Source organism: Sphingopyxis sp. GW821-FHT02C12 (assembly GCF_059421785.1).
The window spans coordinates 335,009-358,210 of sequence record NZ_JBWKVQ010000002.1; the positions used below are offsets into that span (position 1 = coordinate 335,009).

Genomic DNA, 23,202 nt, shown 5'->3' on the forward strand with positions numbered 1-23,202 from the left:
GACAAGAATATGAGCTATGGTGCCTTGCACGTCGCACGAACCGGTCTGGACGCCCAGGGCTTCCGGATGCAGGTGATCGCGAACAACCTCGCCAACGTGAACACCACGGGTTTCAAGCGCGACCGCGCCAATTTCGAAACGCTGGGCTATCAGATCATGACGCAGGCGGGGGCGCCTTCGTCGGCGGAAAACCGCTATGCGACCGGGCTCAACCTCGGCACCGGCGTCGAACTCGCCGGCACCTCGCGCATGGACACGCAGGGCACGCTGCAGACGACGGGCAATGCGCTCGACGTCGCGATCGAAGGCGCTGGCTATTTTCAGGTCCAGATGCCCGACGGGCGCACCGGATACACCCGCGCGGGCAATTTCAACCGCTCGGCCGACGGCACGATCATCACCCCCGATGGCAAACCGCTGCAACCGCAGATCCAGATTCCCGAGGATGCGACGAGCATCTCGATCGGCGCCGATGGCACCGTCTCGGCGCAGGTCGCGGGCCAGTCGGAAGCGACCGAACTCGGCCGCATCGAGATCGCGCGCTTCGCCAATCCCTCGGGGTTGCAGGCGATCGGCGACAATATCCTCGTCGAGACCGCCTCCTCGGGTGCGCCGCTGGTCGGCGCTGCGGGCGAGGAAGGCCGCGGCACGCTGCGCGGCGGCATGCTCGAGGGATCGAACGTCAATGTCGTCGAGGAACTTGTCGACATGATCGAGACCCAGCGCGCTTACGAGGTCAACTCGAAGATGATCCAGGCCACCGACGAGATGCTGAAAAATGCCACGCAAACGCTCTGACGGCCTGACCGGCCTCCTGTTCTTCGCGCTGCTCGCGGCTCCGGCCGCGGTCGAGGCGAAGAAGAAGGACCAGATCGCGCCCGACGCCTTTTCGATCACCATGCCCGAACCGGCGCCGCCGGTGTCGCCCGCCAATGGCTCGATCTTTCAGGGCAGCTATGTCGCGCTCACCTCGGGTGGGCGTGCGGGGCAGGTCGGCGATATCCTGACCATCCAGCTCGTCGAACGGACGATCGCGGCGAAGAGCAACAGCGCCGGCACGACGCGCGACGGCAGCGTCGGGCTGACCCCGCCGGCCACCGGACCGCTGTCTTTGTTCAATCCCAGCGATGTCGCCATGGGGGGCGGGTCCCAATTCAAGGGCAAGGGCGACGCTGCCCAGTCGAACACGCTGTCGGGCGAGGTCAGCGTGACCGTCGCCGCCGTCTATCCGAACGGCACGATGCTGGTGAAGGGCGAGAAGCTTCTCACTCTCAACCGCGGCGACGAGCGCGTCCAGATCTCGGGCATCGTCCGCGCGATCGACATCAGCCCCGACAACCGCATCCTGTCGACCCGCGTCGCCAACGCCCACATCCGCTACGTCGGCAAGGGCGAGATCGCCCGTGCCAGCCAGCAGGGTTGGCTGCAACGCTTCTTCTCGATCATCAGCCCGTTCTGACAGACACGAAGGGACCAACTCCGTGCTCATACGCCATGCCATTTTCGCTTTCCTTGCCTTGCTCGCCGCGAGCTTCAGCTTCGCCGCTCCGGCGCAGGCCGAGCGGATCAAGGACATGGGCCAGTTCCAGGGCCTGCGCGCCAACCAGCTGACCGGCTATGGCCTTGTCGTCGGGCTCGCGGGCACGGGCGACGACAGCCTCGATTATTCGACGCTGGGCATGAAGGGCGCGATGTCGCGCTTCGGCCTGACCCTTCCTCCCGGCGTCAATCCGGCGCTGAAAAATGCCGCGGCGGTGATGATCACCGCCGAACTGCCGCCCTTCGCCAAGCCCGGCCAGCGTCTCGACGTCACCGTCTCGGCGATCGGCAAGGCCAAGAGCCTGCGCGGCGGCACCCTCGTGCTCGCGCCGCTCTATGGTGCCGACGGACAGATTTACGCGATGGTGCAGGGCAATCTGGTCATCGGCGGGCTCGGCGTCGATGCCGCCGACGGGTCGAAACTGACGGTCAACGTCCCGTCGAGCGGCCGCATCGCGGGTGGCGCGACGGTCGAACGATCGGTCGACACCGGCTTCGCCAGCAGCGAGATGCTGACCTTCAATCTCCACCAGTTCGATGCGACCAACGCCAAGGCGGTGGCCGACGCGATCAACGCCGCGATCCCCGGCAGCGCGTCGATGATCGACGGCGCCAGCATCGCGATCCGCGCCGCGGGTGGCGGCGACCAGCGGATGCGCCTGATGTCGCAGATAGAAAATCTCGGCGTCCGGCGTGCCGAACCGCCCGCCAAGGTCATCGTCAACGCCCGCACCGGCACGGTGGTGATCAACGGCGCGGTGCGTGTCGGCACCGCGGCGGTGTCGCAGGGCAAGCTCACCGTTTCGATCAAGGAATCGCCGACGGTCGTCCAGCCAGCGCCCTTCAGCCGCGGCCAGACCGCGGTCGAAGAGTCGAGCGACGTCCAGGTGACCGAAGAATATCGGCCGATGATGCTGGTCAAGCCGACCGCGTCGCTGTCCGAACTCGTCGATGCGATCAACCGCATGGGCGTCCCTCCCGGCGACCTCGTCGCCATCCTCGAGGCGCTGAGCCAGGCCGGCGCGCTCACTGCGGAACTGGTGATCATATGACGACGCCCATTTCTTCGATCGGCGCCACCCCGGCGGCTGCCGGCGGCGGCGACGGCGGGCTGCGCAAGGCGGCCGAGGCTTTCGAGGCGGTTATCCTGCGCCAGCTGATGGCGTCGATGCGCCAGGCGAAGCTCGGCGAAGACGTCTTCGGGTCGAGCGCGACCGATAATTTCCGCGAGATGGCCGACGCCAAGACCGCCGACAGCATCGCCGCGATGCGCCAGTTCGGCATCGCCGACATGGTCGAACGCCAGTTCAGGGGCATCACGGGCAGCGGCCCGAGCAGTCTGGGCGGAGGCACACAATGAGCGACCTGCTCAGCATCGGCGCGAGCGGGCTGAAAGCCTATTCGCGCGCCATGTCGGCCGTCGGCGACAATATCGCCAACGCCCAGACCCCCGGCTATGCCCGGCGTACGCTGGCGCTCAAGGAAATGGCGAGCGGCACCGAATCGGCGCTGGTCGGGCGGAACGTCAGCCCCGGCGGCGTGACGATCCAGGGCATCGGTCGTTCGGTCGACAAATGGCTGATCAACGACGCGCGCATCTCCTCGGGCGAAGCCGAGCGCGCGGCGACGCGCGCCGACTGGATGACCAAGGTCGAAAGCGCGCTGAGCGACGACGCCAACGGCATCTCGACCAACCTCACCAAGCTGTTCACCACCGCCGACCAGCTGACCGCCGATCCGAACAATGTGACCCTGCGGGCGCAGTTCCTGCAATCGGTCGACGATGTCGCGTCGGGGTTCCGCTCCAGCGCCACCCAGCTTGGCGCGATGTCGGAAGGCATTTCGGACGCGGCGCAGTCGTCGGTCACCGATCTCAACAACAATCTCGATGCCCTCGAAAGCGTCAACGCCGGCCTGCGCAAGGCGCGCGCGGGGTCGACCAACGAGGCGAGCCTGCTCGACGAGCGCGACCGGTTGATCGACCAGATTTCGTCGCAGATGTCGGTGACGGCCAGCTTCGACGACAAGGGCACGGTCACGCTGCGCGCCGCCGGAACGGGCGACACGCTCGTCGGCAATGCGAGGGTGACCCATGTTGCGATCGCCACTGCCGCCGACGGCCGTCTGGGCTTCACGGCCGGCGGTGCTGCGATCGACCCCGGTTCGGGCAACCTCGCCGGACTCGGTCAGGCCGCCGACCATGTCGCCGACCAGCGTGCCGGGCTCGACGCCGCTGCGGCGCAGTTCGCCGGCCAGCTCAATGCCGCGCATCAGGCCGGCACCGATGCCAATGGCAATGCCGGCCAGCCGCTGTTCGCCGGCACCACCGCCGCGACGCTGACCGCGACGCCGTTGTCGGCCAGCCAGGTCGCCGCCGCCAACGGCAGCGGCACCAACGGCAATATGCTCGCGATCGGCGGCATGCGCGGAGCCAATGACCCCGAAGCGGCCTGGGCGTCGCGGCTCGCGTCGCAGGCGCAGGCCACCTCGTCGAGCCGGGCGCAATTTGCCGCCGCCGCAACCCGCGCCGACGGCGCCGCCGCCGCGCGCGACAGCGTCAGCGGGGTCGACCTCGACCAGGAAGCCGCCGACCTGCTGCGCTTTCAGCAAGCCTATTCCGCCGCCGCGCGCACGATCCAGGTCGCGCGCGAGACGATGCAAGCGCTGCTCAGCGCGATCTGACGATAGAGAAGGGACCGCGCGATGATCAACGCCGTGGGCAACCGCATGACGCGCGAAATCGCGCGCCAGTCGAAACTCTCCGACCAGCTCGAACGCATCCAGACCCAGATTTCGGGCGGCAAGAAATTGCTCCGTGCCTCCGACGATCCCGCCGCCTCGCAGCGGATCGCGACGATCGGCAAGGCGCAGGCGAGTGCGAAGACCTGGGCGGCGAACGTCAAGACCGCGACCGCGCAGGTGTCGCAGGCGGACAGCGCGCTGGGTTCGGTGAGCAACCTGCTGACCCGCGCCCGCGAGCTGACGATGACGGCGGCAAGCGCGACGACCAATCCCGCCGACCGCGCCAGTATCGCGGCCGAACTGTCGGCGATCGCCGACGAGATCGACGGCTTTGCCGCGACGCGCGATTCCAATGGCGAGCCGATCTTCGCGACCAATGCGAAGCAGGTGCGTTTCGATGCCGATGTCAGTTTCGCACCGGTGCCGTCGGCCAGCACCGCCTTTGTCGTCGACGGCAACAGCGTGTCGACGGGCCTGCGCGATGCCGCGGCGGCGATCACCGCGGGCGACAGCGCCGCGATGGGTGCCGCGCTCGAAACCCTGTCGGGTGCGATCTCGCACATCGCCGACCAGCGCGCGGCAATGGGCCTTTCGGCCGGTCGGCTCGAACGGATCGGCGACAGCCTCGATTTGCGCGGCATCACCCTGTCCGACGAACGATCGGCGGTCGAGGACACCGACCTGTCGGTGGCGATCGCCGAGCTCAATGCCCAGAAATTGACGCTCGACGCGGCGCAGGCGGCCTTCGCGCGGATCAACCGGCAGACCTTGTTCGATATTTTGAGCTGAGGCGAGGGCGCTTCGCCCTAAATCTTTCGCCGCTGCTGCCGTTAATCATCAAGACGCCCTGATTTTCGGGGTACCGCCCCGACAGGAGCCCACCGCGCATGTTTCCCGTAATCGGCATCGTTGTTCTTCTCGTGCTGGTGTTCGGGGGCTTTGCGCTGACCGGGGGCAATCTCGGCCCCGTCATGCACGCGCTGCCGCACGAAATGCTGATCATCGGCGGCGCCGCGGTCGGATCGCTGATCATCGGCAATTCGGGCAAGGAGCTGAAGGCGCTCGGCGGCGGCTTCGGCAAGGTGTTCAAGGGGCCGACATACAAGAAGTCCGACTATCTCGACTGCATCCTGCTCGTCTCGACACTGATGAAGATGATGCGCACCGAGGGGCCGGTCGCGGTCGAACCGCATATCGAGGATCCGGCGAGCTCGCCGATCTTCCAGCAATATCCGAAACTCCTGAAGGACGACACGCTCGTCCACCTGATCTGCGACACGCTGCGCCTCGTCGTCGTGTCGTCGGGCACGCTCGACCCGCACGCGGTCGAAGAGGTGATGGACAGCGCGATCAAGAACCACCACCATCATGCGATCAAGCCCGCCGACGGGCTGCAGAGCCTGGCCGATGCGTTGCCGGCGCTCGGCATCGTCGCCGCGGTGCTCGGCGTGGTGAAGACGATGGGCTCGATCGACAAGCCGCCCGAAGTCCTCGGCGGCATGATCGGCTCGGCGCTCGTCGGAACCTTCCTCGGGGTGTTGCTCGCCTATGGCCTCGTCGGTCCGTTCGCGACGCGCGCGCGTGCGGTGATCGAAAGCGACGCCGCCATCTATCACACGGTGAAGCAGCTGATCATCGCCTCGCTCCACGGCCATCCGCAGCCGCTGGTGATCGAGGCCGCCCGCTCGGGCGTTGACCATGACAACCAGCCGACCTTCGCCGAGGTGTTCGACGGTATGCGGGGCCGGTAATGGCCGCGCGTCCGAATACCCCGCTGCGCCCGATCATCGTCAAGAAGATCATCGAAGCGCCGCATGCCGGTCATCATGGCGGCGCGTGGAAGGTCGCCTATGCCGACTTCGTGACCGCGATGATGGCCTTCTTCCTGCTGATGTGGCTGCTCGGCGCGACGACTGAGAAGCAGCGCAAGGCGCTCGCCGATTATTTCGCCCCGACCATCGTCCAGACCAAACAGGACACCGCGGGCTCGACCGGGCTGTTCGGCGGCGACTCGCTCGTCTCCGTCGACAAATATCCGAACGCCGCGGGGCAGACGGGTACGCGCGCGATGACGATCCCGCGCGACGCCACCGGCGGCCCGCGCGAGGCATCGGGCCGCGAGATCCAGCGCGCCAATTTCCAGAAGCTCGCCAAGTCGCTGCTGCGCGAGGTCCAGGCGAAAGCCGAGATCCGCCGCCTCGCGCCCAACATCCGCTTCACCGAAACGCGCGAAGGGCTGCGCATCGACATCGTCGACGATGCCGATTTCTCGATGTTCGTCGTCGGCACCAACCAGCTGACGCCGGAGGCGAACAAATTGTTCGCGCAGATCGCGACGATCGTCGCCGAGGTTCCGAACCAGGTGATGATCCGCGGCCATACCGACGCCAGCCCTTATTCGGCGAAGGCGGGCACCAACAACTGGCGCCTGTCGGTCGAGCGCGCGGAGGTCACGCGGCAATATCTCGCCTTCCGCGGCATCGGTTCCAGCCGCTTCGCGCGCATCGAGGGGGTGGCCGATACCGAACCCTACGTCCCCTCGAATCGATATGATCCGCGCAACCGTCGCATCTCGATCACCCTCGGCTGGGACAATGGTGGCAGCTGATCGGAACAATTGGTGCCAATTTGGCAGCGTTATAATCCTTAACAACGGACATCCGCCACCATTGCTGCCAGATTGGCAATAACTCTTTGATTTGAAGGGGTTAGGTCGGTTTGGTTAGTCTTTTGTTTACCAGATTCCGCAATCTCTTGGTTCATCGAGAAGCGCCGAATTCGGGGGGCGCGGTGGAGATCGAAATGACCAAGGTGGGGAACGGCAGCGACCAGGCTGCCCTTGAAATGCTGATTATCGGGACGAGCCCGGCGGCCGCGCAGCTGCGCGACATGATCCGCCGCGTGGCGCGTTCGAACGCCTCGGTCATGCTCTGCGGCCCTTCGGGCTCGGGCAAGGAACTGGTGGCCCGCGCGATCCACGACGAAGGCGTCCGTTCGGGCAAGGCCTTTTCCGCGATCAACTGCGGCGCCATCCCCGGCGACCTCATCGAATCCGAATTGTTCGGGCATGAAAAGGGCAGCTTCACCGGCGCCCATGCCCGCCGCATCGGCCATTTCGAAGCGAGCGAGGGCGGTACGCTCTTCCTCGACGAAATCGGCGACATGCGTTTCGACATGCAGGTCAAACTGCTCCGCGTGCTGGAAGAACGGATGATCGTCCGCGTCGGCAGCAGCGATGTGAAGGCCGTCGACGTCCGCGTCATTTCGGCCACCCACCAGGATCTCGGCGCCGCGATCGCCGATGGCAAATTCCGCGAAGACCTGTTCTTCCGGCTCGGCGTGGTTGTGCTTCAGGTCCCCAGCCTTGCCAGCCGCGTCGAGGATATTCCCGCGCTCATCCGCCATTTCCAGCGCAAGATGCCCGGCGAAGCCAAATGCCGTTTCGACGATGAGGCGATGATCGTGCTGATGCAGCACCGCTGGCCGGGCAATGTCCGCGAATTGCGCAACTTCGTCGAGCGCGCCAGCGTGCTGCACGGCGGTGAGACGCTCGGTGCCGACGATGTCGCCATTCTTTTGAACCCCACCGCAGCGCTTGCGCCGCGACAGGCTATCCCCACCAGCTTTGTCGCGGCGCAGGCCAGCGCGGAAGATAGCACGCCCGCCGCGCCCTTCGGCAAGACGCCCGCGCCGGGCCGCCCGATCGACCTCAAGCGCGAGATCGAGACGATCGAGCTCGAACAGATCCACGTCGCGCTCGACCTTGCCGACGGCATCATTTCGGAAGCCGCGCGTCTCCTGACGCTCAAGCGCACCACGCTCATCGAAAAGATGCGCAAATATGGAGTTCAGCAACAGGCAGCCTGAGGCTACCCCACCAGTCTCAGTGCCGCTGAATCGGCACCGGTTCGTTCCTTCTGTCGCCAGTCCCCACCTTGGCGATGAAAGAGGGAAGGGGCCGGTGCCGAAGTTTTTTTGGGCAAGCTGAAATCCGTCATTGCGAGCGAAGCGAAGCAATCTCCAGCCATCGGCGCAGCGCCAGGCCGATGGCTGGAGATTGCTTCGCTTCGCTCGCAATGACGGCTCTTACCTGAGCTGCCGCCACGCCCCGCTTACGGTCTTCACGCCTTCCAGCAGCTCATCCAGGTCCGCGTCGCTGTTCGCGGCCACCGCCTTGTCGAGCTTGCGGCGCATGCTGCTGTAAACCCGCGACAGCGCGCCCGCGACGTCGCCGCCGGCTTTGTGGTCGAGCCCGGCGTCGAGCCCGATCAGGATCGCGCGCGCGCGGTGTGCGGGTTCGGTGGCCGAAATCGGCTGGCCCTGCCGTACCATCGCGGCAAGCACGCCGATCGCGATCTCCAACTCGTCGTAGAGCATGGTGACCAGTTCGACCGGGTCGGCGCCGGCCGCGCGGCTTTCGCTCTGCATGCGGCGGTACTGGCCGGTCGCGCGGACCGTGGACGCGGTGGCTGCCATGGCGATCGCCCTTAATTCTTGTTCTGGTTGTTCCACATCTCGATCTGCTGTTCGAGATAGGATTGGGTCGCCTTGAAAGCCGCGAGCTTGGCATCAAGGCCGCCGAACTGCTTTTCGAGCCGTGCAGCGTAGGATTCCTCGCGCTGTTCGATTTTTTCGAGCGTCTCGGCGAGCGCCTCGCTTTTTGCGGCGAGCGATTTGGAGACGCGATCCATCACCCCGTCGGTCGCGATCGCCTTGTCGCGGATCGCGTCGAGCGCGAAAGCGATGCCCGGATCGCTGGTCTCGTTATGCGTCGCGTCGCGGCGAGGGTTGAACAGGGCCTCCACGGCGCCGGCATTCGTCGCGAGCGCCTTGTCGAGCTTTGCCGTGTCGAGTGAGAGCAGGCCGTCGCGGGTCGAACCGATACCGATGTCAGAGAGCTTGTTGATGCCGCTGTTGCTGGTCAGCACCTTGCCGACCAGCGCCTGCAATTCGCGTTCGAGCTCGCGCAGGCCCGTCGTCGCGCCGGACATGCTCGATGCCGAGGCGAGGCTTTTCTTGAGCTGGTTATAGACGTCGACGAAATCGCTGACGGTCTGCTTGATCATGTCGAGCGGCCGGCTCGCGCCGATGTCGACGGGTTGCCCCGGCGCCGCTTTCTTGAGCGTCAGCGACATGCCGGGCACGACATCGTCGACGATGTTGCTCGCGCGGCTGAAGGCGACGCCGTCGATAGTGAATTGGGCATTGGTCGCCGATTGGCCGAGCGTCATGCCGCCGCCCGGGCCATAAGCGAAACCGGCGAGTTCGGGGGTGGCGGTTTCCAGCGTGAAGCCGTTCGCCTCGCCGCTCGGCCCCTTCAAAATCATGCGATGGCCGCCCTCGTCGGCGACGAGCGAGGCGGTCACCCCGGCGCCGCTGGCGTTGATCGCATTGACCAGGCCGTCGAGGCTGTTGTTCGCGGTGCCGATGGTGATCGTCTTGGCGACCCCGCCGACGGTCAGCGTCATCGTGCCGGCGCCGATCGCGGCGCTCTTGTCGGCGACGATGCCCGAATAGACGGTCTGCGCGCGCGCGAGCTGCGTCACCTCGATCGTCGCGGCGAAGCTGTCGGCCGACAGGCCGGCGCGCGACGTGGCGCTGAGGACGCTGTCGTCGGAGACGGTGGGGGTGCTGCGCAGCGTGCCGTCGGACACCATCTGGCCCAGCGAGTCGGCAAAGCCTTCGAGGTTCGATCGCGCCTGCGCCAGCGCGCTGATCTTGGCATTATTCTGCTTGGCCAGCAGGGTGACGCGCTCGACCTTCGGCGCGCGCGACGCCGCGGCTAGGTCGGTGACCAATTGCTTGGTGTCGATCCCCGATCCGAAACCGAGGCTGTTAGCGATTGAACTGACCATGCGCGATATCCTTCGCAGCTATTAACGGCGGCGCGCGGGAGAGCTTAAGCGGTGGCGGTGCGGGTTTTCTGGGGCTGGAGATGGTTTCGGCGTGGGGCGCGGACATTCGCCATAGCCTGTTCCCCGGCTTGGCTATGCCGCGTCCCGGACCCCGAACCCAGCCTCAGCCCTGCTTGCGTCCATCCGCATCGAAGTGATGCGACACGGGCACGTCGACCGCCGGCTGCGCCATCCCCTCGGCGACTGCGCGCTCAAGGCGGAAGACGAAGGCCAGGATCGTTGCGACCGCGACGAACAATTCCTCCGGGATCACGCGCCCGGCGCGCGCGGTGAAGTAAATCGCGCGCGCCAGCTGTGGATATTCGAGGATCGGCACATCGGTGCCGCGTGCGAGTTTGCGGATCGCCAGCGCGACGTCGCCGCGCCCGCGCGCGACGACGACCGGCGCCGCATCGATGCCGGGGCGGTACCGCAGCGCGACCGAGAAATGGGTCGGGTTGGTCAGGATCACCGTCGCCTCGGACACCGCCTTGCGCGCCGACCCGCTCAGCATCTCGTGCGCGCGCTGGCGCTGCGCCTGCTTGAGTTCGGGAGCGCCGTCGGACTGGCGCATCTCGTCCTTGATTTCCTGCTTGCTCATCATCAGGCGGCGGTTGCGCTGATACCATTGCGTGGGAACGTCGATCAGCGCGATGACGACGAGTCCACCGGCCATCACCAGCACCGCATGGCCGATCGCTTGCCCCGCAAGCCCGACCGCGCTGTGCAGGTCGCTCGACGCCATGTGCAGGATCGCGGGCAGGTTCTTGGCGACCAGCCAGTAACCGATGCTGCCGAGCAGGGCGACCTTGGCGAGCGCCTTGCCGAGTTCGGTCGCGCCCTGCGCGCCGAACATGCGCTTGAGCCCGCTCATCGGGTTCATGCGGTTGCCCTTGAATTCGAGCGATTTGCCGCGCCAGCCGAGCGAGCCGAGCAGGCCAGGCCCGGCGATCGCGGCGAGCAGCGCCGCGGCGAACAGGCTGGCGAGCGGCAACAGCAGCTCGACCCCGTTGCGCAGCAGTGCTTCGCCCGGCGCAAAATCGGCGATGTCGCGGTGGTCGATGGTCAGCCCGCGCGACAGCAGGTCGCCCGCCGAGCGCACGAACCAGCCGCCCGCCGCGATCAGCCAGCCCGCCGCGACGAGCATCATCAGCGCCGTCGCCAGTTCGCGCGACTGCAGCACGTCGCCGTCGCGCGCCGAATCGGCGAGCTTCTTCGGCGTCGGCTGTTCGGTTTTCTGGTCCTTTTCGGTCTGTCCGGCCATCGCTCAGGTCCCCGCGACCATGCGCGCGGCGTCGAGCGCGTCGGACAGGATATGTGCGAGACCCTCGGCCATCACCGGGGTCGCGACGCCGAGCAGCACGACGCCGGCGAGCAGCGTCGCCGGGATGCCGACCGCGAACAGGTTGAGCGCGGGCGCCGACCGGCCGATCACGCCCATGATGATCTGGACCAGGATCAGCACGAAGCCCACGGGCAGGGCGATCGTCAGCCCCGCGGCGAACATCAGGCTGCCGAAGCGCAGGATGCCCCCGATCGTCTCATAGGAGGGAAAGGCGTGGCCCGGCGGCAGGGCATTATAGCTGTCGACGATGATCGAGATCAGCACCAGATGGCCGTCGGCGGCGAGGAAGATCGCGGTCGCGAGCATCGACAGGAACTGCCCGATCGCCGAGCTCGAGGACCCGCTCAGCGGATCGATCATCGACGCGAAGCCGAGACCCATCGCGTTGCTGATCGCCTCACCCGCGATCAACGCCGCGGCGAGCCCCATCTGGAGCACGAATCCCATCGCAAGCCCGATCACGACCTCGCCGATGACCAGCAGGAATCCCGGGACCGACACGATCCCCTCGGGCGGCAGCGTCATCCCCGATGCGGCGACCGCGGGAACGCCGACCGCGAGCGCGATGACGAGACGGAGCTGGATGGGCACGTTGGTCGCGCCGAACACCGGCGCCGCCAGGAAGCAGGCGCCGGGGCGGATCATGCCGAGCATCCACAGCTGCAGCATCGCCTCCACATTCGGGATGTCGGCGGGGTTCATCGCCTGCTTATCGGACGAGCGTCGGGATCTGCGCGAAAATCTCGCGGGTGAAATCGGTGAGCAGCACCAGGATGCTGCCGCCGAAGATCGCAAGGCAGACTGCGGCCACGATCAGCTTGGGGACGAAGGTCAACGTCTGTTCGTTGATCGACGTTGCCGCTTGCACCATGCCAAGCAGCACCCCGATCACCAGGATCGGGATGAGCAACGGCGCGGTGGCGAGCGCGAGGATCCACAGCGACTGCTGCGCCACCCCGATGAAATAATCTGCTTCCACGTCGGCCTCCCTAAGTGCCGAAGGAGGCGGCGAGCGAGCCCATCGTCAGCGCCCATCCGTCGACAAGGACGAAGAGCAACAGCTTGAAAGGCATGGATATGATTGTTGGCGACAGCATCATCATACCCAGCGACATCAAGGCCGAGGCGACGATCAGGTCGATGATCAGGAAGGGCAGGAAGATCAGGAAGCCGATCTGGAACGCGGTCTTGAGTTCGCTGGTGACAAAAGCGGGCAGCAGGATCGAGAAGGGCACGTCCTTCGGACTCGCATAGCTCGGTGCTTTGGCGATCTTGGCGAACATCATCAGGTCGGACTTGCGCGTCTGGGTCAGCATGAAGCCATGCAGCGCGTCGCCCGACCGCGACACCGCGACGCCGATGTCGATCTGTTCCTGGCCATAGGGCTCGATCGCGACGCGGTTCACCTCGGTGATCACCGGCGCCATCACGAACAGCGACAGGAACAGGCTGAGGCCCACGAGCACCTGGTTCGGCGGCGTCTGTTGCAGCCCGAGCGCGTGGCGCAGGATCGACAGCACGATGATGATGCGGGTGAAGCTGGTCATCATGAGCAGCAGCGACGGCAGCACCGTCAGCAGGCTCATCAGGACGAGGATCTGGAGCGACAACGACAGCGGGCGGCCATCGCCGCCGAGTTCGTTCACCGCGCGGCTGAGGCCATTGGCCTCCTGCGCATAGGCCGCGGGCGCCGCGACGAGCAGCGCGACGCCGCCGGCGATCGCCGCCGCACGCAGCCAGTTCGTCCTAGTCGACATGGAAATCGCCCTGGCTGTTGTCGGCGAGGCGGGTGACCGCCCCGCGCGATACCGACAGCAGGATGCGCTGGCCGGCGAATTCGACGACGGTCAGCTTGGTTCCGGGACCCAGCGGCAGCACATCGATCATCTCGATCGCGCGCGTCCGTTTCGCGCCCTGCCCGGGCAGCTGGAGCGTCCCCATCTGGACCTTTTTCCACAGCCACAGGCTGCCCCACGCCATGCCGCCGACGAGCGGCAGCAGGATCAGCAGGCGCAGGATATATTCGAACATCAGGCCCTCCGGTCGAAACCGGCGAGGCCGCGGTCGGGGGCGACCACTTCGGCGACCTGGATACCGTAACGGCCGTCGACGTTGACGATCTCGCCGCGCGCGATCAGCGTGCCATTGGCATAGATGTCGAGCAGTTCGTTCGCGGCGCGGTCGAGTTCGACGACGCTGCCCTCGGACATCGCGAGCAGGTCGGCGAGCGTCATGCTCGTCGATCCGACCTCGACCGAAACGCGCAGCGAGACCCCCGCGAGCAGGTCGAAATTGGGCGCCATCGCCATATCCTTGGCGTCGCGGCGATCGCGGCGACCGGCGCCTTCGCTCATGTCACTCATGATCCGATCCTTTTTCGATATGCTCGATCATTATGGCTGCATTCCCATTGGCTTCGCCGATGCTGCCGACCGCGAAACTGCGGCCGGCGACGGTTACCGGAACATTGCGCGGAATGGTTAACGGAATGATATCACCGACCTCCAAACCGAGCAGTTTGACCAAAGAAATTTCCGGACGGGCCAGAACCGAGCGCACCGGAAGGCGCACACTCTTGAGCGCGCTGCCCAGCGTCGCTGCCCAGGCCGCATCGGCGGGGCTGGTTTCGCGCGCTTCGGGGGCGGGTTCGGCGCCCGCGATGCCGCGCAGCGCCGCGACGGGATAGGCGCAGGTGATGGTGCGGCCGTCGAGCTTTCCGCCGCGCAGCGTGAAGCGCTGGACGAGCAGTTCGTCGTCGGCGCGCACCGCGGCGAGCTTGGCGGGATCGCCGGTGACGCAGTCGAGTTCGGGCGCGATCGCCAGCTTGTCGCCCCAGGCGGCGGTCAGTTGCAGCCCCATGTCGCGGCCGAGCCGCGCGGCGAAACGCTCTTCGGCGTCGGTCAGCTCTTCGCGTTCGGCGCCGAGCTGTCCCTTGCCGCCATAAAAGATGTCGACGAGTTGGAGGATCAGCGGACGTCCGCCGGCGAGCAGGATCGGACCCTTAAGCGGCGGCGCGTGATAGCGCCAGAAGATCGCCGGCGCCGACGCCTTGGTCCAGTCGGCGAAGCGCACGACCTCGGCGGCCTCGCGCTCGACCTGCACCGTCGGGGCGCCGAGCGCGCGGACGAGGTCGCGCAGGCTGCGCGCGAACTGGTTCGCGACGCTGTCGAGCAGCGGAAAGGCATAGCCGCCCTCGGCCTTGCGCAGCAGCAGCGACGCCCTGGCGTCGTCCGCCGCGGCTTCGGGTGCGGGCTTCGCGGCCGGCGCTTTCGGCGCCTTGAAGGGATTGCTTTTCGTGGTCACTGGATCACCAGGCTCGTGAAATAGACATTGTCGATGCCGCCGAACCCTTCCTTGTCGCGCAGCACCTGATTGATCGCGCCGGTCAGCTGGCGCTGCAGCTGCTGCTTGCCGTGCGAAGTGGACAGCAGCGCCGGATCCTGCTCGGCAAGCACCATCAGCACCGCCGATCGGATCGGCACGTCCTGGCGCGCGACGTTCGCGACGACCTTGCCGTCGTAAAAGGTCGACAGGCTGATCCCGATCTGCAGGAAACCCGACCCGTCGGCCAGGTTGGTCGTGAAGCTCTGGGCGATCGGCACATAGGTGATCTCATATTTGCGCGGGTCGACCTTGAACTTGTCGTTCGGGACCGAAACGGTACCGACCTTCGGCGCCGGGGCTTCGTCGCCTTCGCCCTTGGCGGCGGGTTCGGCCGAGGGATCGCGCACGACCAGCTTGGGGTAGTGATCCTCGGGCTTCGCGGCATGCGCCGCCATGCCGACACCGAAATACATCCCGGCCCCGGCCCCCGCGCCGATCAACACCGCGGCGCCGACGGTGATCATCAGCAGCTTCTTCATCTTGCCCTTCTTGGGTGCGGGGGCGTCGGTCTTGTCCTTGCTCATCACTCAGTTCCTCGTCAGGCGAAGCGGCTGCGGCGGTCGCCGCTGCGCTCTTGGTCACGGGTTTCGGGGCGCGCGTCATGCGCGGTGGCGGTTTCGATCAGATGCGCCGCGTCCTGCGCCGGGCTGCGACCCTGGCCCTGTTGCGATTGGCGTCCGGCGTCGGTCGGCGTGTGGGTCACCTGGGTCTCGGCGACGCGCACGCCCTGCTGGCGGAGGTCGTCGACGAGGCGGACCTGCGCCGCGGTGACGATGGTCGCGGTCGCTTCATGCTGGGTGTCGAGCTTCAGCGACACGCCGTCGTCGCCCATCATCATCGACACGTCGAGCCGGCCGAGGTGGCGCGGCATCAGGCGGAAACTGACGTCGTTCGCCGCCGATTTGGTCGCGGCGATGTCCGACGCGAGCTGTTCGATCCAGGCATCGTCGCTGGTCAGGTCGAGCACGCGCTCGGCGATGACGACGGGCTTGGCGGCTTCGGCGACCGCACCGGCCTGCGTCGCGGGCTGGGCGAAGAGCACGGTCATCGACGGTTCGGCGGCGGGCCTGACGGCCTGCGGTTCGGCGGCGGAAGCGGCGACCGGGACGGGCGCGGCGTCGCGCGCCTTGGGCGCGGCCATCGGCAGCGTGGGAGTCTCGTCGCGTCGCGGCGCGACCGGGACCGTTTCGATTGCGGGCTTGGCGGCGGCGCGGGTCTCGACCGCCGGTTGCGCCGGCAGCATCGTGGCGACCGGCGCGGCGTCGGTGACGGCTTCACCCTCTTCGCCGGTTTCGGTGTCGCTTTCGCTGTCGCCCTTGGCTCCGGCGACCGGCTTGGCAATCGCCGGCTTGGGAGCGGCGGCGGTGAAGTGGGCGAGCGTCGCAAGCAATTCGTTCGCCGCGACCACCGCCTTGTCGGTGGCGGGGCGGGCGTCGGCGGTCGGTGCCGGGACCTCGCCGCTGGTTTCGTCGGCGTCGGCGAGCTCGGGTTCGGCGGCGATCGGGCGCGCGGGCTTGCCGGGAGCGGCGACGACGGGCGCGGGCTGGGCGCTCGGTGCATCGACCACCGCGAGCGGGGCCGGAGCCCCGGCGGCGGGGACGACCGACAGGACCGGGGCGGTCACGACAGCGGCGTTCGGCGCCTGCTGCGCGACGAGCAGCTCGAACGCGCCGCTTTCGCCAGCGCCGACAGCCTGCGCCGGGGCGAGCGCCGCGAGCAGCGAGGGCAGTGCCGGGGTCGAGGTCTGCGGCAAGGTGGCCATCATGCCACGCCGCCGTCGATCAGGCGCAGCCGCATGCCGCCGCGTGCGCGGTGCGGGCGGTTGGCGTCGCTGCGGCGTTCCATTTCCTGCTCGGCCGATTTGCGGCCGCGTTCGTACAGGCGAACCGCCGATTCTTCCTTGACCATGGCGCGCTGCGCGAGCGCCCCCATCTGGTCGCGGCGCGCGCTGGCGCTCACCATCGGGGCGGCAAGATTTTCCTTCGCCATGTCGAGCCGCATGCCGAGTTCGCCGATCGTGTTGAGCGCGCGCCCGGCCACTGCGCCCTTCGCCATGGCGAGGTCGCTGCGCAGCGTTTCGAGCCGCTTCGACAGCTCGACCAGGTTCGCCAGTTCGTTGGTGGCCCGCGCCAGATTGGCTTCGGCCATCTGATGCTCGACGCCACGAACGCGGATGATCCGTTTGCGGCGCGCGGTGCGAGAGGTCATGCAATATATCCTTCAACGAGTGACTGGCGGGAGGTTTGAAAATCGACCTGGGCCTTGGCCGGCTGCGACACATAGGCGAGCTGGTCGGCGCGGCGGGCGATGGCTTCGTCGAGCACCGGATCGCCGCCGGCGACATAGGCGCCCATCAGCATCAGGTCGCGGTTCTCTTCATACGCCGACCACAGCTGGCGGAAGCGTGCAGCGGCGGCGCTGTGCTCGGCATCGACCGAGTCGACCATCGTCCGCGACAGCGAGCGGGCGACGTCGATCGCGGGATAGACGCCCTGTTCGGCCATGGTGCGCGACAGGATGATATGGCCGTCGACGATGGCGCGCGCGCTGTCGACGACAGGGTCGTCGATGTCGCCGCCGTCGGCGAGCACGGTGTAGAGCGCCGTGACCGACCCGCCGGTTTCCTTGTCGATGCCGGCGCGTTCGCACAGCGAGGGGATCAGCGCGAAGACCGAGGGCGGATAGCCCTTCATCGTCGGCGGTTCGCCCAGCGTCAGGCCGATCTCGCGCTGCGCATGCGCGACGCGGGTCAGGCTGTCGATCAGCAGCAGCACCTTCTTGCCCTCGTCGCGAAACGCCTCGGCGATCGCGGTGGCGCGCATCGCGGCGCGCAGGCGGAGCAGCGGCGGATGGTCGGCGGGAACCGCGACGACGACCGACTTCTTGCGGACTTCGGGGGGCAGCTTGGTTTCGACGAAGTCGCTGACTTCGCGGCTGCGCTCGCCGATCAGGCCGACGACGATCACATCGCATTCGGTGCCCGCGATCATCTGGCCCATCAGCACCGACTTGCCGACGCCCGAACCCGCGATGATCGCGACACGCTGGCCTTCGCCGACGGTGAGCAGCCCGTTGATCGCGCGCACGCCCATGTTGAGCGCCTTGGTCACGCGGCCGCGGCGCAGCGGATTGACCTTGCGCCCGGCGAGCGGCCACAGGAATTGCGACTTGACCGGCGGGCGGCCGTCGAGCGGATTGCCCTGCGCGTCCATGATGCGGCCGAGCAAAGCCTTGCCGACGGGGACCATCGACGAGGCGCCATGCGGTTCGACCGGCGCGCCGGTGACCAGCGGCTTGTTCATGTCGAAGGGGAGGACGAGGCTGCGGTGGCCGCGAAAGCCGACCACTTCGCCATAGACATAGTCGTTGTCCGCCGACTTGATGCGGACGTTGCTGCCCAAAGGCTGCGGGAAACCGGACACCTCGAGCATGATGCCTTCATGCGCGACAAGCGTGCCGATGCGGCGCGGGCTCGCCTTGCCGAGGTCGACGGGGGCGAGCAATTGCTGTGCGGTCATGGCCATGCGGCGGGTCATGCGGCACCGCTTTCGCCGCCGAGCGCGGCGCGGAGTTCATTCAGATAGACGGCGCGGCCATGCTCGATCCAGCCGCCCGAAGTTTCGATGCGGACGGTGCCGCGGACCATCGCCGCGTCGGCGGAGATCGGCAGCGTGAGCGCGCAGTCCATCAGCAGCGCGGCGTCCTGGGGGTGGACCCAAAGGGTGCGCGCCTTGTCGCATTCGGCGACCAGCGCGGCGGCGGTTTCGGCTTGTTCCTCCAGCCACTCGGCATCGATCGGCGCGTCGGCGACGATCTGGCGGACCAGCCGCTCGACGGTCTCGGCGATCATTTGCGCCAGTTCCTCGCTGGGTTCGTCCTGCAGCGCCTGGGCGCCCGCGACCAGCGCGAGCAATTGTTCGCGTTCGACCGCGAAGCCCGCCTCGGCAAGGCGCTGACCTTCGGCGAGACCCGTAGCGAAGGGATCTTCGCCCGGCTCGACCTCGACCGGTTCTGCGGCAGCCACGGCTTCGCGGGCACGCGCGGCCGGGTCGAACGACAGCGGACGAAAGCCGGTGTCGCGCGCCATGATCTGCGCGAGCGGGGTGGGGGCGAAGCTCTGGTCAGACATAATCGTCGCCCGCACCCGCGATCATGATTTCGCCCGATGCCGCCATCTGGCGCACGATCTGCATGATGCTCTTTTGCGCGTCGTCGACGTCGCTGCGCTTGACCATCGTCATCTCGGCCATTTCGTCGCGGATCGTTTCCGACGCGCGCTGCGACATCGTCGACAGGCACAGGTCGACCATATCGTCGTCGGCGCCCTTGAGCGCGATCGACAGCTGCGCCGCGTCGACGCCGCGCAGGATCGTGCCAAGGCTCTTGAGATCGAGATCGCGCAGGTTTTCGAAGATGAACATTTCCTCCTCGATCGTCTGGGCAAGCTGGCGGTCGGCCTTTTTCAGGTTACGGATCGTCCGCTCGCTGGCCGATTTCGACATTTTCTTCATGATCCGGGCGACGTCGCTCGGGCCACCGATCGGCTGCTTGGCGACGCGCTGGCCGCCGACATTGGCGGAGGCGAGCACCGATTCCAGATCCTCGATCGCCGCGGCGGGGACCGAGGTCAGCTGGGCGGCGCGCAGCACCAGGTCGGCCTGCAGCCCTTCGTCGAGCGTTTCGATCGCACGCGCGGCGATGTCGGGGACAAGCACCGACAGGATCAGCGCGCCGACCTGCGGATGTTCGCTGGCGAGCAGCCCGCTGATCGCGTCCATGTCCATCCAGCGCAGCATTTCGAGCGACGCGGCGCTCGACTGCGGCGCGACGGCGGCGAGGATATTGTCGGCGCGGACGTTGCCGACGGCCTGGTTGATGACGGTACGGATGCGCGTGTCTGCGCCGACGCTGAACGCGCTGACGTCGCGGCTGCGCATCACGAAGCGGTCGAGCGCATGCTCGATCTGTCCTTCATTGGCGTTGGCGGCGTCGAACATGCCCTTGGCAAGCTGGCGCACTTCATCGGGATCGAGGTGCTTCAGGATCGTCGCGGCGTCGCTCTCGTCGAGCAGCATCAGCAGGATCGCGGCGGCGGCCGAACCCTCGACGGCGGGCTTGGCGGGTGCGGTTCCGATCGCGGTGTCGAGTTCAGGCACGGGCGCCCTCCTGCATCAGCTGGCGCACGACGATCGCGGCACGGGCCGAATCCTGGCGAACGAATTCGCGGACGAGGTTGGCGCGCGCTTCATAGCTCGGCGCCGCCTCGATCATTTCGAGGGTGATTTCGCGGCCGGCGCGCGGGGCGCCCAGCGCGGACTGGTTGGCGGCGCTCGCCATCAGCGATTCCTCCAGCGCGGCATCGCGTTCGGCGCGCGCCGCGGCCCTGGCCTTCGCCGAGCGGATCAGCGGGCGGCCGATGAAGAAGAAGGCGAGGATCGCGGCGAGTACCGCGCCGACCTGCTTGACCAGCGGCATGAACCAGCCCTGTTCGTAAAAGGCCGGGCTGGCGTCTTCGATCTTGGCGAACGGACGCTGGCCGATCGCGACCTGATCGCCGCGCGTCGCATCGAATCCGATCGCACCCTTGACCAGGTTGTCGATCTTGGCGAGGTCGCCCTGGCTCAGCGCCTTGCTACCCTGGTTGAGCGCGACCGCGACCGACACGCGGCGAAGCTGGCCCTGCGGGCGATGCGTCACCGAAATCTCGCGGCCGACTTCATAGGCCCGCTGGGCGTTTTCGTTGCTCTGGGTTTCGGTCGTCGCTGGGGCGGCGCCCGTCGGTGTCTGATTGAGCGTCGAGGCCGGCGGCGGCTGGTTCGACAAGGCGCCGGGGATGCCGACGGCGGGGGCATTGCCCTGGCCGCTGACCGAACGGATCACCTGCTCGCTGCGCAGCGCGCGGTCGTTTTCGGGAAAGCTTTCGCGTGTCGCCTGGCTTTCGGACATGTCGACGTCGGCATGGACTTCGACGCTGTAATTGCCGGCGCCGAGCATCGGGCCGAGCAGGCTGTCGAGGGCGCGGCGGAAACGGTCTTCCATCTGGGTCTGGAGCTGGAACGCCTGCATGTCGCTCGACGTCGCCGAGTCCGACAGCAGCGCGCCACGCTGGTCGATCACCGACACCTGTTCGGCATTCATGCCGGGGACCGACGAGGCGACAAGGAAGCGGATCGCCTGGACCTGGCCGTCGCTGAGCGTGCGGCCGTTCTGCAGCGTCAGCATCACCGACGCGGTCGCGGGCTTGTCCTCGCGGACGAACAGGCTGGGTTCGGCGGCGGCGATATGGACGCGCGCCCCCTTGACCGCGTCGATCGCCTCGATCGTGCGGGCGAGGTCGGCTTCGCGGGCGCCGCGCAGCGTTTCGCCTTCGATCGCGCGGCTCGCGCCCATCGGCAGCGCGCCGATCATCTCGCTGCCGTCGGCCGAGGCTTTGGGCAGGCCTTGACCGGCGAGCGCGATGCGCGCGGCATGCAGCTTGTCGGCATCGACGGTGAGCGCGCCGGTGGCGGGGTCGATCGTGTGGCCGATGCCCTGCGCGGTCAGCGCGTCGGCGACCGCGGACTTGTCGGCGTCGGCAAGGCCGGCGAACAATTGGGTCTGCGGGGCCGCGGCGGTCGCGAAATAGGCGAGCGCGGCGATGCCGATCGCGGCGGTGGTGGCGATCGCGGGCAGCGCGCGCTGGACGGCGGGCTGGCGAATGAACTGCTGCACGGGGGCCAGGCGGCCGCCCATGACGGGGACGGGCAGGCGGTTCGCGCTGCCGTCGTCGACGGGGGTGAGGATCTGGGCTTCGGCCATCGGATCAGACCGGCATGTTCATGATGTCGCGGTACGCGGAGAGCAGCTTGTTGCGCACCTGCAACGTCGTCTCGAAGCCGAGCGAGGCTTTCTGCCGCTCGATCATCACGCTGACGATGTCGTGGGTGTCGCCGCGCTCATAGGCTTCGCTGAGGTCGCTGGCCTTCGCCTGCTGGTTGTTCACCTGCTGCAGCGCGTTGCTGATAGCGGCACCGAAGTCGGCGCTCTGGTTCGCGCCGCCGACGCCCGTGTCGGCGCCGTCGACGCCGCCCGCCGCACCGCGGCCCGCGGCGCGTTGCAGCGCCTGGTTCTGATTGAGGATCGAACTGCGCATCTGCAGCAGCCGGCTCTGGTCAATCGTGCTCATAATCTCATCCGTCCTCGAGGCGGCATCGCGCCGCACGCCAAGAACAATGCAAAGCGCGTGCCAAAAATTTTTATCTCAGGAAAACATAAGATTAATGCGGGGGTGGCGCGCGAATTATCCCTGTCCGGCGTTTTTTTGACGCGCCCCGCTTAAGCCCCGCCGCGTCCCGCCGTTACTGCAATCGTGAAGCTCACCGAGCCTTACACCACGGGAATGGCCCTTGGGGGGCCGGAAAGGGAACATATGACTGTTATCAACACCAACGTGAGCGCGCTTCGCGCCCAGAACAACTCGCGCGTTGCGGGTCGCATGCAGTCGGAGGCGATGGAACGCCTGTCGAGCGGCAAGCGCATCAACAGCGCCAAGGACGACGCCGCCGGCCTCGCCATCGCCACCCGCATGGACGCCAACGTCCGCGGCCTGAACCAGGCGATCCGCAACTCGAACGACGGCATCTCGGCCTCGCAGACGGCTGAAGGCGCGATGGGCGGCATTTCGAACATGCTCGTCCGTATGCGTGAACTGGCCGTCCAGGCTTCGACCGGCACGCTGGGCGACGACGACCGTGAAGCGATCCAGACCGAAGTCACGGCGCTGATCGCGCAGATCGACGACGTTGCGACGCGCACCACCTTCAACGGCACCGCGCTGCTCGACGGCACCGCCGACCTCGACATCCAGACCGGTTTGAACGACGGCGAAGTCGTGAACATCACCATCGCCGACATGCAGTCGGCCGGTCTCGGCGTCGACGGCCTCGACTTCTCGACCGCCGCCGGTGCGTCGGGCGCGCTCGCCACGCTCGACACCGCGATCCAGACGGTCGCCACCGAACGCGCCAACCTGGGTGCCCAGCAGAACCGCCTCGAAGCCACTGTCGACAATTTGACGTCGACCGTCGTGAATCTGGCGGACTCGAAGTCGCGCATCGAAGACACCGACTTCTCGGCGGAATCGACGAAGCTCGCGGCGGCCGGCATCCTGGCCCAGGCATCGACCGCGATGCTCGCCCAGGCGAACCAGAGCCAGCAGGGCGTCATGAACCTGCTGCGCTAAGACACAGAGTAACCGAGACTCAGGCTATATTTGGTTGGTCCCTTAATTAGCCTGATCGAACGCCCCGGCCCCCCACG

General features: G+C 67.2%; 27 protein-coding genes. 10 read left to right on the forward strand and 17 right to left on the reverse strand.

Going from position 1 to position 23,202, the window contains the following annotated elements:
- Positions 1 to 9: 9 nt before the first annotated feature.
- From flgG to AC07U1_RS16840, 9 genes are all read left to right on the forward strand, one after another.
- Positions 10 to 798, forward strand: coding sequence for a flagellar basal-body rod protein FlgG (flgG, locus tag AC07U1_RS16800; RefSeq protein ID WP_056349416.1), 789 nt, complete (start codon positions 10 to 12; stop codon positions 796 to 798).
- Complete coding sequence (locus tag AC07U1_RS16805) at positions 779 to 1,459, forward strand: flagellar basal body L-ring protein FlgH (protein WP_495178230.1); 681 nt, start codon at positions 779 to 781, stop codon at positions 1,457 to 1,459. The genes flgG and AC07U1_RS16805 overlap by 20 nt, the downstream gene beginning before the upstream one ends.
- Positions 1,460 to 1,487: 28 nt before the next feature.
- Positions 1,488 to 2,591, forward strand: coding sequence for a flagellar basal body P-ring protein FlgI (locus tag AC07U1_RS16810; RefSeq protein ID WP_410468130.1), 1,104 nt, complete (start codon positions 1,488 to 1,490; stop codon positions 2,589 to 2,591).
- Positions 2,588 to 2,899 (forward strand): rod-binding protein, encoded by a 312-nt coding sequence (locus AC07U1_RS16815; RefSeq protein WP_492740145.1) that lies wholly within the window; start codon positions 2,588 to 2,590, stop codon positions 2,897 to 2,899. The genes AC07U1_RS16810 and AC07U1_RS16815 overlap by 4 nt, the downstream gene beginning before the upstream one ends.
- Positions 2,896 to 4,221 (forward strand): flagellar hook-associated protein FlgK, encoded by a 1,326-nt coding sequence (gene flgK, locus AC07U1_RS16820; protein WP_495178229.1) that lies wholly within the window; start codon positions 2,896 to 2,898, stop codon positions 4,219 to 4,221. Before AC07U1_RS16815 ends, flgK begins: the two co-directional genes overlap by 4 nt.
- A gap of 21 nt (positions 4,222 to 4,242) precedes the next feature.
- Positions 4,243 to 5,070 carry a flagellin gene (locus AC07U1_RS16825; protein WP_056349430.1) on the forward strand — a complete coding sequence of 276 codons (828 nt, stop codon included), beginning with the start codon at positions 4,243 to 4,245 and terminating at the stop codon, positions 5,068 to 5,070.
- A 98-nt stretch (positions 5,071 to 5,168) separates the two neighbouring features.
- The gene (gene motA, locus AC07U1_RS16830) at positions 5,169 to 6,032 is read left to right on the forward strand and encodes a flagellar motor stator protein MotA (RefSeq protein WP_056349433.1); all 864 of its coding nucleotides are present in this window, start codon (positions 5,169 to 5,171) and stop codon (positions 6,030 to 6,032) included.
- On the forward strand, positions 6,032 to 6,889 hold the full coding sequence (locus AC07U1_RS16835) for a flagellar motor protein MotB (protein WP_056349436.1): 858 nt from the start codon (positions 6,032 to 6,034) through the stop codon (positions 6,887 to 6,889). The genes motA and AC07U1_RS16835 overlap by 1 nt, the downstream gene beginning before the upstream one ends.
- Positions 6,890 to 7,083: 194 nt before the next feature.
- Positions 7,084 to 8,148, forward strand: coding sequence for a sigma-54 interaction domain-containing protein (locus AC07U1_RS16840; RefSeq protein ID WP_495178228.1), 1,065 nt, complete (start codon positions 7,084 to 7,086; stop codon positions 8,146 to 8,148).
- Positions 8,149 to 8,367: 219 nt separating this feature from the next.
- Here the strand turns inward: AC07U1_RS16840 and AC07U1_RS16845 are convergent, their stop codons facing one another.
- The 17 genes from AC07U1_RS16845 to fliE form a co-directional block, all read right to left on the reverse strand.
- Positions 8,368 to 8,757, reverse strand: a complete 390-nt coding sequence (locus AC07U1_RS16845; protein WP_056349439.1) for a flagellar export chaperone FliS — start codon at positions 8,755 to 8,757, stop codon at positions 8,368 to 8,370.
- 11 nt (positions 8,758 to 8,768) lie between these two features.
- On the reverse strand, positions 8,769 to 10,136 hold the full coding sequence (gene fliD, locus AC07U1_RS16850; RefSeq protein ID WP_495178227.1) for a flagellar filament capping protein FliD: 1,368 nt from the start codon (positions 10,134 to 10,136) through the stop codon (positions 8,769 to 8,771).
- A 163-nt stretch (positions 10,137 to 10,299) separates the two neighbouring features.
- The gene (flhB, locus tag AC07U1_RS16855; protein ID WP_495178226.1) at positions 10,300 to 11,439 is read right to left on the reverse strand and encodes a flagellar type III secretion system protein FlhB; all 1,140 of its coding nucleotides are present in this window, start codon (positions 11,437 to 11,439) and stop codon (positions 10,300 to 10,302) included.
- A 3-nt stretch (positions 11,440 to 11,442) separates the two neighbouring features.
- Positions 11,443 to 12,222 (reverse strand): flagellar biosynthetic protein FliR, encoded by a 780-nt coding sequence (gene fliR / locus AC07U1_RS16860; protein WP_495178225.1) that lies wholly within the window; start codon positions 12,220 to 12,222, stop codon positions 11,443 to 11,445.
- Between the two features lie 7 nt (positions 12,223 to 12,229).
- Positions 12,230 to 12,499: a flagellar biosynthetic protein FliQ gene (locus tag AC07U1_RS16865; protein ID WP_056349455.1), complete on the reverse strand. Its 270-nt coding sequence runs from the start codon at positions 12,497 to 12,499 to the stop codon at positions 12,230 to 12,232.
- 10 nt (positions 12,500 to 12,509) lie between these two features.
- A complete protein-coding gene (fliP, locus tag AC07U1_RS16870; RefSeq protein WP_187139387.1) occupies positions 12,510 to 13,277 on the reverse strand; it encodes a flagellar type III secretion system pore protein FliP in 768 nt (255 codons plus the stop codon).
- Positions 13,267 to 13,551, reverse strand: a complete 285-nt coding sequence (locus AC07U1_RS16875) for a flagellar biosynthetic protein FliO (protein ID WP_056349463.1) — start codon at positions 13,549 to 13,551, stop codon at positions 13,267 to 13,269. Before AC07U1_RS16875 ends, fliP begins: the two co-directional genes overlap by 11 nt.
- Entirely contained in the window at positions 13,551 to 13,883 is a 333-nt protein-coding gene (fliN, locus tag AC07U1_RS16880) for a flagellar motor switch protein FliN (protein WP_187139388.1), read from the reverse strand. Before fliN ends, AC07U1_RS16875 begins: the two co-directional genes overlap by 1 nt.
- Positions 13,876 to 14,823, reverse strand: coding sequence for a FliM/FliN family flagellar motor switch protein (locus AC07U1_RS16885; protein WP_495178224.1), 948 nt, complete (start codon positions 14,821 to 14,823; stop codon positions 13,876 to 13,878). Before AC07U1_RS16885 ends, fliN begins: the two co-directional genes overlap by 8 nt.
- Positions 14,820 to 15,428, reverse strand: a complete 609-nt coding sequence (locus tag AC07U1_RS16890) for a flagellar basal body-associated FliL family protein (RefSeq protein ID WP_495178223.1) — start codon at positions 15,426 to 15,428, stop codon at positions 14,820 to 14,822. Before AC07U1_RS16890 ends, AC07U1_RS16885 begins: the two co-directional genes overlap by 4 nt.
- A gap of 14 nt (positions 15,429 to 15,442) precedes the next feature.
- The gene (locus tag AC07U1_RS16895) at positions 15,443 to 16,666 is read right to left on the reverse strand and encodes a flagellar hook-length control protein FliK (RefSeq protein WP_495197754.1); all 1,224 of its coding nucleotides are present in this window, start codon (positions 16,664 to 16,666) and stop codon (positions 15,443 to 15,445) included.
- A complete protein-coding gene (locus tag AC07U1_RS16900; protein ID WP_056349480.1) occupies positions 16,666 to 17,112 on the reverse strand; it encodes a hypothetical protein in 447 nt (148 codons plus the stop codon). The genes AC07U1_RS16895 and AC07U1_RS16900 overlap by 1 nt, the downstream gene beginning before the upstream one ends.
- Complete coding sequence (locus tag AC07U1_RS16905) at positions 17,109 to 18,440, reverse strand: FliI/YscN family ATPase (RefSeq protein WP_056349485.1); 1,332 nt, start codon at positions 18,438 to 18,440, stop codon at positions 17,109 to 17,111. The genes AC07U1_RS16900 and AC07U1_RS16905 overlap by 4 nt, the downstream gene beginning before the upstream one ends.
- A complete protein-coding gene (locus tag AC07U1_RS16910; RefSeq protein WP_495178221.1) occupies positions 18,437 to 19,033 on the reverse strand; it encodes a FliH/SctL family protein in 597 nt (198 codons plus the stop codon). Before AC07U1_RS16910 ends, AC07U1_RS16905 begins: the two co-directional genes overlap by 4 nt.
- Entirely contained in the window at positions 19,026 to 20,060 is a 1,035-nt protein-coding gene (locus AC07U1_RS16915; RefSeq protein WP_056349492.1) for a flagellar motor switch protein FliG, read from the reverse strand. Before AC07U1_RS16915 ends, AC07U1_RS16910 begins: the two co-directional genes overlap by 8 nt.
- On the reverse strand, positions 20,053 to 21,702 hold the full coding sequence (fliF, locus tag AC07U1_RS16920) for a flagellar basal-body MS-ring/collar protein FliF (RefSeq protein WP_056349495.1): 1,650 nt from the start codon (positions 21,700 to 21,702) through the stop codon (positions 20,053 to 20,055). Before fliF ends, AC07U1_RS16915 begins: the two co-directional genes overlap by 8 nt.
- A 4-nt stretch (positions 21,703 to 21,706) precedes the next feature.
- The gene (gene fliE / locus AC07U1_RS16925) at positions 21,707 to 22,069 is read right to left on the reverse strand and encodes a flagellar hook-basal body complex protein FliE (protein ID WP_187139394.1); all 363 of its coding nucleotides are present in this window, start codon (positions 22,067 to 22,069) and stop codon (positions 21,707 to 21,709) included.
- 243 nt (positions 22,070 to 22,312) lie between these two features.
- Here fliE and AC07U1_RS16930 point away from each other — a divergent pair, with 243 nt between their 5' ends.
- Positions 22,313 to 23,125: a flagellin N-terminal helical domain-containing protein gene (locus AC07U1_RS16930; protein WP_056349501.1), complete on the forward strand. Its 813-nt coding sequence runs from the start codon at positions 22,313 to 22,315 to the stop codon at positions 23,123 to 23,125.
- The last annotated feature ends 77 nt before the right edge of the window (positions 23,126 to 23,202 follow it).